The organism is Tractidigestivibacter sp. (genome assembly GCF_057241865.1).
In genome coordinates this window covers 1-8,833 of sequence record NZ_DBHHPX010000062.1, presented here as the reverse complement: position 1 = coordinate 8,833, position 8,833 = coordinate 1, and the positions used below count along the sequence as shown (strand labels likewise).

The window sequence follows — 8,833 nt, the reverse complement described above, 5'->3', positions numbered from 1 at the left end:
CCGGAGCATGTTGTGAGAGGCTTATTACCTAGAAATCTTGATTCTTGTGCCTAGTCTAGACGATAGCCGAAAGGGCGAGGCCGGGGGGTGGCTGGTGCGTGAAGAGGCTGGCGGGAATAGCGCATTGCAGAAAACGGCCTTGCATATGCGTTCGTTGTGGGGGGATTAGCGTGCAAAAGGCCGCTCAACGAGGTCTGGGGTGATATTTGGGCCCTCCAAGACGTATACTCGTCAAGGTATATGCGCATTCTCGCGGCCCTGTAGGTCGCGTGACCAGCGGAGGACGTACAGCATGGCCATGACACATGACTATATGGACTACCTGGAGGACCAGATTGGCATCTCTCCGGCTAACAGCCAGGAAGAGCTCCAGGCCGCCCAGACCATCGCCGACCTTATGCGACAGCATGATGTGGACGTGAGCGTTGAAGAGTTTGACGCACCCGGCCTCGGCCGCCCTGTGAGGTGCGTCCTTCTCGTGCTCATGTTTGTAGGCGTTGTGCTCTCGGGTATGGGAATCTCTGGCCTCGGCGTGGCCCTGGCGCTTGTTCCCGCCGTCCTGCTTGTCCTTGAGGTGCTCGGCATTGGTGGCGGCTTCCTCTCCAAGCTTGGCCCTGCCGCCCGCAGCCAGAACGTTGTGGCTGTGCACCACGCAACGGGTGAGCTTGTCGCCAAGGGCAACAGGCCCATCGTTGTGGTTGCCCACTATGACTCCCCCCACGACAGCTTCCTGTACGGCAGCCCAGTCTCTCGCTATGTTCCCATGTGCCGCAAGGCACTCGAGTGGCTGGTTCCTGCTGTGGCCCTTTGCGCGCTGCTCCAAATGGCCACCTTCTTGCCGTCGCCGTTCCGCTCGATCCTATGGGTAGCTGGCATTCTTCTCGCCATCCCCCTTGCTGCGCTTGGCGCCGACGGAATCTACCAGAAGTTCTCGCGCTGCTCGTTGGGCTCCAACGACAACAAGTCTTCGGTCGCGGCGCTTCTCGGCATCCTCGACAACGTGCGACCCTCCGGCAAGAAGCCCATCTCTCGGCGGGCCATTGAGAGAGGGCAGCAGCACGACGAGCGTGAAGGGGCCCAGGCTGAGGAGGAGCCTGCTCCGGCTCCCGCGCCGGCACCGCAGCCCGAGGAAGTCGTTGGCGTTCGCCATGGCAAGGACGCGATTGCCGCCCTTGGCATCCTTTCCGCCGACTGCAAGATCGAGTATGTCGACTCTTCCAAGAACATGAGGGCCTCTTCCATCGATGCCGACGAGACGAGCGAGCTTCCGGGCAATCCGTCTAACGTTGGCGTGCGAATTGATGCAGAGGCCGAGGCAAGTGCTGGTGACTCGACTGAGGGGCTGCCCAAACCCGTACCCGCGCGTGCGAAGGACGCCGCCCGCGCCACAGCGACGGATGCCGCGTCCGCTCCTTCGGCTGATGCCGACGTGACTACAGAGGAGCCTGTGGCGGTTGACCCTGATGCCACCGTCCCCGCAAAGCCGCGCTTCTTTGATCGCAAGAGGCTTGCGAGCATGTTCAGTCGCTTCGAGAGCCATGGTGTTGGCGAGAAGGACGACTCTGGCCTCACCGCCACGCCCGATGATGACCTCGGCTCTACAAAGCCGACGACTCAAACACCGCGGAAGCGCCCAGAGAAGCCCGATGATCCCAACTGGGGCAAGTCGGACTTCAAGCCACAGGTGTCCGATGTGGCGCGTCGTGCGGCGCTTTTCGATCTTCCGGACCCGTCTCAGGCAACAGACCCCCTTGCGGCTGACCCCGACGCCACCCAGCTTGCTCCCTCTCACCCCGCGGCTACGCCATCCAGAAGGAGCATGGGTAATCTCCTGAGTGACGCAGACGCCAGGAATGCCCAGCGCATTCGTGGCGGCATGGACGATACAGATGTGCCTGTGATCACTCCCGCCCCCTCTGAGGCAGCGCCGATGCAAGACGTTGCCAACGAGCGACAGGACAGCTTGGGCGTAATCGGCACAGATGACTTTGCGACGCCTGAGGCCGAGCCAGAGCGTGAGCCCGAGAAGCACCACTTCAGCTTCTTTAACCGCAAGAAAAAGGGTGATGCTAGGCGTTCCCGCAGTCAGGTGACGCGCGAGAGCAACTGGCTGAGGGATGATCCCGAGAACTGGGATGAGGACACGGACTCTGGTTCCTGGAAGGGCGGGGCTACCACCAGAAGCGGCCTGCGTCTGGTCCAGGATGCGCCTGCCGAACCCGTGGACGCCTCGTACGAGAGCGCGCCTGTGGCCGAAGAGCCTCTCACCGATACCCCTGCAAACATTGCGCCCGGCGAGTCCGTGAATCCAGCCGACTATTCTGAGGGACGGCAGGCGGGACCCGATGTTGATTCCGCTGACGTTCCTACCGAGGACGACCTCCGCGCGGCCGTGCTCCACATGGGTGACGACGAGCTCGTTTGCCACGACATCTGGTTTGTTGCCCTCGGTGCCTCCGACCTTGACCATGCGGGGATGCGCTCCTTCCTGACCGAGCACCGCTCCGCCATTCGTGGTGCCTTCCTTGTGAACCTCGACTGCGTGGGTGCGGGCGACCTCTCGCTTCTGACTCACGAGGGGTTCGAGCCCACGCGCCGTGCGGACAGAAGGCTCCTCAGGCTTCTCTCTGGTACGGCATCCGACCTCAACATGGACCTGAAGACACAGGCGTTCGACTGGGTCGATACGGACGCCTCTGTCGCCATGCGCGCTTCCGTACGCGCAGTAACGGTTATGGGCCTAGGGGACAATGGGCTTCCCGCGCTCTCTCGTACCGAGCAGGATGTTCCGGAGAACGTTGATGGGGATCAGGCCACCTCGGTTGCCGAGCTTGTCACCGAGATGATTCGCCGCTCGTAGTCCTCCGCAGAGCAAAACATTGCGCTTGTAGTCCCGAGGGGGCCGGCCATTGTCGGCCCCCTCTTTCTGCTGTTGGTGCGTTGGGACGAGCCTTACGCAATCTCCCTGTGCCAAAGCCCAAGGATTAGCCCAACACAACCAAGTGCCGCACAGACTCCAATAACAGTCTGCGCCGTTGCGTCACCGGTGCCCGGCGTGCCACTTCGACCAGAACGACCTTCTTCCGCGAGTGGCTCGTCATGTCTGTAACTGACCATCTGGCTTGCCGCGGAAAGGTCCTTGTGGGTTGCGACCTCCTGACCACCGCGACAGAGGGATTCGAAGACAACGACCTTCCTGCCCACGAAAACGGAGCCATCGGTCTCGAATGGCATGGCTATGGAGCCATCAGCCTGGGTTGGAATAAACTGCTGCGTCGCGGTAATGGCCTCGCCATTGGAGTCACAGATTGGCTCGCCGCCCTCCGCGTCTACGAGCGTGCCCTTGAGTTCGTAGTCGCTGCCGGGAACCAACCCCTCATAGGCAACAACGTCAACGATGCCGGTGGTGTCTTGCGTTGAACCCTCATGTGTTCCGGTTTTCTCGTCTGTTGCTGTTGTCTGGATGGACGGCTCATGCTCTTCCCGGTTGTCAATGGTGCCAAGGTCCAGAACCTCGTTGTGGCGAGGCTCAGGGAACTCGGTGGTAAGTTCAAACGAGATAAGGGCTCGGCCTTGGTTGGCGTCGCACCTCAGCTCTTGGACCTGATAGCGGTCGTACGGGAGTGCCGCAAGGCCCTTGATGGATTTTTGGTTGGCTTTGGCAGAACCGCCAAACCAGACGCCGCTCTCGGAATCGAGCTTGGAGGAGTCCACTGCTGGCTGAGGCAGGTTGTCACTCAGCGCGGCATCGTTCGCATTCGTGCGTTGCTCGGAGGCATAGACGGATGAGTCAAAGATGCCGTTCTCATCCGTTGCGATAACATGTTGCTCGCCCGTGGTGGCGCTGGTGATGAGAAATGCAACGTTTGCCATGGGTTCCTGTGTTCTCTCATCACGTTTCACAAAGCGGATGTCGGTACGCCCTACCTGGTCGTGCACGGCCTTATCTGCTTGTGAGAGGTCGATGATGGAACCGCTGTCGACAACCTGGAATGTGACAGACCAAAGTACGGCCTCGCTGTCCAAGAGATACCCCTGGGGAGCAGATGACTCGCGGACTGTGTAGGTACCATATGGGAGGGAATCTGCGCCGGTGGATGCTATGCCGCTCTCGTCTGCTGTCAGCGTGAGGGCAACCTCTCCGGGATTGACTGTTGTTTCGTCAACCAGGACGGGCCGGGCAGACGCATTCGTTACCGTAAACGTTGCCCCTGCAAGCGTTGCCGAGCCAAGTGGTGCATGCCCTAGCGTTTCTCTGTCAACCTTGCCAATGCAGACACCACCGCGGACAACATGGTCATCCACGGGTGCTTGGGCGGAGACCACCGTCCCATCCTCGCCGATGGTTATCTCGGCCTGCCAGTCTGTGTTGAGCAGGTAGCCTGATGGGGCAGAGGCCTCACGTATGGAATAGCGTCCGTAAGGCAGCTGGTGAGACGTTGTGGTTGCGTGGCCGTGGACATCCGTCACAAGGTCAATGCCCGTAACGGCCTCTCCGGGCTCGTATCTCTCGCCGGCTATAACCACGGGATGTGCGGACTCGTTCGTGATTTGGAAGTGTGCTCCCTCGAGCGAGGCGTCCCCTTGGGGGCTGGCGCTTGAAAGCTCGTGGTCAATCTTGTCGACAGCAACGCCGCCGGATATGGGCGTATCAGGCAGCTCTATTCGGGTCTGGCCGCTGGCGTGAAGCACAATCGTCTTGGTCCAGCCATCGTTGAGAATGTAGCCCTTGGGCGTTTTGGTCTCCTTTAGGACATAGGTGCCGTACGGAAGCTCGACGCTGGGGAATGTGCCCTCAGCGTTGGCCGTGAGCGTGCAGACCGCCTCGCCCGGCCCGAAGGTCTTCTCGCCATACACGACGGGCCCCACGGACGCGTTGGTGATGCTCACCTCGGCCCCCTCGAAGGTGGCGTCCCCTTGGGGGCCTTCTGAACCAAGGCTGACATCCACCTTTGTGAGCGGTGGCGTTGGCGGTGTCTCGATGTTCTCGTCCACCGTGCCGGCACTTGCGGGCTCATCGGAGTCGCTCACAACGGCAACGCCCACCCACTCGGAGTTGAGTTCATAGCCTTCTGGTGCTGCGATCTCGCGCAGCTCGTAGGTACCGTAGGGAAGGATCTTCTCGCTTGTTGCCGTGCCGGACTCGTCAGTCACCAACTCGAAGCCGTCGATGACCTCTCCCACGCCATGAGTGGCTCCATCGATGTAGACGGCGTGATCGGACACGTTGCGCACTTGGAATCGGGCGCCCGCCAGCGTGGCATCACCCTGTGCGATACCCTCTTTGAGCTGGTGGTCAATCTTGTTAACGCGTATCGAGCCGAGAATTACCTGGTCATCGACACCGCGCCCCATCACGTCTTTCACGGCGCTGGTGCTGTTCCTGTTCCACCCATCAAGCGTCTTCCAGGTGGCTAGGCCGCCTTCAAGCGTGACCGTGGCTACATGCAGGGAGGAGTCTGTGAGCTCGTATCCCTCGGGGGCCTTGGTCTCTTGGATTCCATAGGTGCCAAGCGGGAAGATTGCATCGCCCTGGGTGTTTGAGAAGAGCGCGTCTCCCGAGACCAGCTGCGAGTCGCTGTAAGTTGCTACGCCATTCGCGTTCGTTGCAAAGACCCAGGTGCGGAGTGGTGTGCCGGAGGTGTCTCCCGTGACATTCCCGTAGTAGCGTACGGTGAACTGCGCCCCAGAGAGCGAGGCGTTTCCTTGGGCAATGCCTCCTGTTGCCGCATCGAGCTTCTGGACGATTGCCCCTGCAGGAGCAGTTGCGGGAACCTCTTCGACGGGGCTTCCCTCCACCTGTGAGGTGGTGCCAGAGCTTACGCTGACCCTGTAGATTCCCTCGTCTAGCAGGTAGCCCTGCGAGGGGTATACCTCACGGACGTAGTAATCCCCTGTGGGGACGCCGGTGAAGACAGCGTGCCCGTTGGCATCGGTGTTGGCCGTCTGCACCAGCTGCGTGCACGCTTCGTCCGAATAGAGTCCGTAGCAGGCACCTGCAAGCGAGTAGCTAGCACTGCCCTGCGCCATCTCCTTGTTCGCCGACTGTTTGTAGAGCTCTGCCTGGCCGTTGGGTGGACCCAGCGGGAAGAGGACCCAGCAGGATGGGAAGCACTTGGGGGTGATTCCAGATATCTGGTTGCCGCCGATAAGCGTGTCGCCGGAACTCAGGCCATTAGGTCTCTGTGCGGAGTGCCAGAAGAGATCATCGCCTGAGGAGCTACCCCAGAAAAAGCCCACATGATCGTCTGCTGTATTGCCGTAGGCATCCGCTCCTGCCTGAAACACAGAAGTATATGGGACGGCACAGACGATGTCACCCCTCTGGAGCAGGCCCGAGGCCAGCATCTCCTCCTTGGAGTCGAAGGTGTAGGAGATTACGTCATTGTGCTCGCAGACGGCAAACCAGTTAAGCAGCGAAGTCCAGTTGCCTTTGTGACCATCGGTGTTCACGAAGGTCTCGTATGGGGAGCCCCCTACCTTGTCGAGGACATATGCGACAAAACCGTTGCACTGCATGCCGGGGGAGTAGCCTCCCGAGTCTCCTCTTGGGCGCGGCTTGCTGCCCGTATCGTTGACGCCCTTGTAGGGAGTTCCCAGGTAGTAATCATCGCCCTCGTGAGCTGTGAGTTCGTCTACCACCTGCTGGCGGGTGACGCCAACAACGTCGCTGATGTATCTGCTCCCATTGGGGTTATGCAGATACGCAATGTTTGTATTGCCCGAGGCCGGAGATTGGGCTAGGGCGAGTCCGCCTGCACCCAGGCCGAGCCCTCCTCCGAACAGCTGTCCCATCACGAGTACGGCTGCCATCACGATGGCAACGATGCCCCGCCACAGCGAGCGCCTCCCAGCGTGGCCCGGTCCTACGTGCGGTCCACCTCGCAGCTTGTCTCCTCCAATGAGCCTTGCCTGTGGCGCGTCACGTCGCAGGTGGCCATACCTTGCTTCCCCTCTGGCTCTTCTTGGTCGTCCTGGCTTCATGCGTCCTCCTTCATGCGTCGACAGATCGATTGCGGGAGAACAAAACTAGAGGGGAGTGCCTGCACATTTCTGACGCTGCGCGGACAGCGAGCCGTCACCCGTCTGCCAACTTTCTGACAGGCAGTTCAATCTACCTGGGAAGATATGGTGCCTGCATTACACGTTGCCTCGACCAAAACTCGTAGCGAGAATTTTCTTTGGCCTGACAAGAAGAGGCGGAGGGGCTTCTCGGGCCTCTCTTCGTGTCTCCGCCTGTTCTCGGTTGGCCTCGACCGTCCATTTCGTGCAAGGTGAAGCCGTCTGTGGCTCGATGCCTTGTCGCATGGAAACGGGCACGGCATACTGTATCAATGCTTGAACTTCTGGCGTATGCATACGCGGGCATCGCCAAGTGGCAAGGCAAATGGCTCCTGAGCTGGTCATTTATACTCTTGGTGGGACTGGGCGGGACCCCCGCAGGGCCAGTGAGAGCTTACCAAAAACGCGGCCTCCTCGCATGGGGAGACCGCGTTTGCTCGCGTGGAGCGGGTGATGGGAGTCGAACCCACCTCAGAAGCTTGGGAAGCTCCGGTTCTACCGATGAACTACACCCGCGTAGCGTAATGACTCTATCACAGCGCCACTGCTCGGTGAGCGATTCATCTGCGCGATTTCGCCAGCGCACATGATAAACCCAGAAAGGTTGTTGATCAGCCACCGAAGAGGCCGGGTTGGATGGGTCGGCGTAAATCATGGAGAAATCCACCAACAAGTCAGCCAAGGGTATAATGTCCACCGCAAGGCTCCAAAAAATAGCCTGTCTAACTGGGGTTTTATTGGTGTCGGCGACGAGGCTGGAATGTGTGAACATTGGCTTCCCAAGCCATCGTCCGCGGGTTCGAATCCCGTTGCCTGCCCTAGGAATTCCCGGGCCCCCCTTTGGGGCCCTTTCTATGGGTACGAACTGTTTGAGAAGAGAAGTGCCGCTGCCCAGGTGCTCACGCGCCAGACCCGGAAGGAACTACCATGAATGCCATTCCCATGACGGACGAAGAATGCCGCTTGGCAACCGAGGCCCTCTCGGAGCAGCTTGACCGCTATGCAAACCTGATAGTAAAGAAGGGCGTTGCCATTCACCTCGAGCAGGAGCTGGTGCTCTCGGTCCCCGTCGAGCGCGCCGACTTTGCGCGCAGGGTCGTTCGCGCGGCGTACCGCGTGGGTGCGGGGCACGTGACGGTTATCTGGCATGACGACCAGGTCACGCGGCTGACATACGAGAACGTCCCCACCTCTTGGTTCGAAACGGTTCCCTCGTGGCAGCGAGAGCAGCTCAATTCGCTGGCAGAGGGCGGTGCCGCATTTCTCTTTCTCGAGGGATCTGATCCCTCGTCACTCAAGGGCATTGACCCCGCCAAACCGGCTGCGGCGTCGCGCGCTCGCAACGAGCAGTGCAAGTCGTTCCGCGATGGTATGGACTTTGGTCGCAACGCGTGGTGCATTGCCGGCGTGCCCGTGAAGGCGTGGGCCTGCGAGGTCTTTCCCGAGCTTTCCGAGGCCGAGGCGGTCTACCGCCTGTGGGCTGCAATCCTTGAGACCTCGCGCGCCGAGGGCGACGACCCCGAGAGCGCATGGGAGACGCACAACGCCTCGTTCGAGAAGACGAAGCGCATGCTCAATCGCAAGCACTTCTCGGCACTGCGCTATGAGTCCTCAAATGGCACGAAGTTGACGGTTGGGCTTGCCGAGGGACACATCTGGGAGGGTGGCGCCGGAAAGCTGCAGGATGGTACGGTCTTCTTCCCCAACATCCCCACCGAGGAGGTCTTCACCTCACCTGACCGTATGCGCGCCGACGGCATTGTGTACTCTG

3 protein-coding genes and 1 tRNA gene are annotated in these 8,833 nt (G+C 60.4%); 2 read left to right on the top strand and 2 right to left on the bottom strand.

Going from position 1 to position 8,833, the window contains the following annotated elements; all coding sequences use genetic code 11:
- Window positions 1-292 precede the first annotated feature (292 nt).
- Window positions 293-2,860, top strand: coding sequence for a hypothetical protein (locus tag ACO59D_RS12450; RefSeq protein WP_485127254.1), 2,568 nt, complete (start codon window positions 293-295; stop codon window positions 2,858-2,860).
- 92 nt (window positions 2,861-2,952) lie between these two features.
- On the opposite strand, the gene ACO59D_RS12445 is transcribed toward ACO59D_RS12450, so the two are convergent.
- Both ACO59D_RS12445 and ACO59D_RS12440 read right to left on the bottom strand, forming a co-directional pair.
- A complete protein-coding gene (locus tag ACO59D_RS12445) occupies window positions 2,953-6,795 on the bottom strand; it encodes a SpaA isopeptide-forming pilin-related protein (RefSeq protein WP_485127253.1) in 3,843 nt (1,280 codons plus the stop codon).
- 709 nt (window positions 6,796-7,504) lie between these two features.
- A tRNA-Gly gene (locus tag ACO59D_RS12440) sits at window positions 7,505-7,578 on the bottom strand.
- A gap of 411 nt (window positions 7,579-7,989) precedes the next feature.
- Between ACO59D_RS12440 and ACO59D_RS12435 the strand changes: the two genes are divergently transcribed.
- Window positions 7,990-8,833 (top strand): aminopeptidase (locus ACO59D_RS12435; RefSeq protein ID WP_485127252.1); only part of this gene is annotated, 844 nt, incomplete at its 3' end.

Coding starts and splice junctions, on each gene's coding strand:
- ACO59D_RS12450 (WP_485127254.1), top strand. CDS start 293: ATGGCCATGACACATGACTATATGGACTACCTGGAGGACCAGATTGGC.
- ACO59D_RS12445 (WP_485127253.1), bottom strand. CDS start 6,795: ATGGGACAGCTGTTCGGAGGAGGGCTCGGCCTGGGTGCAGGCGGACTC.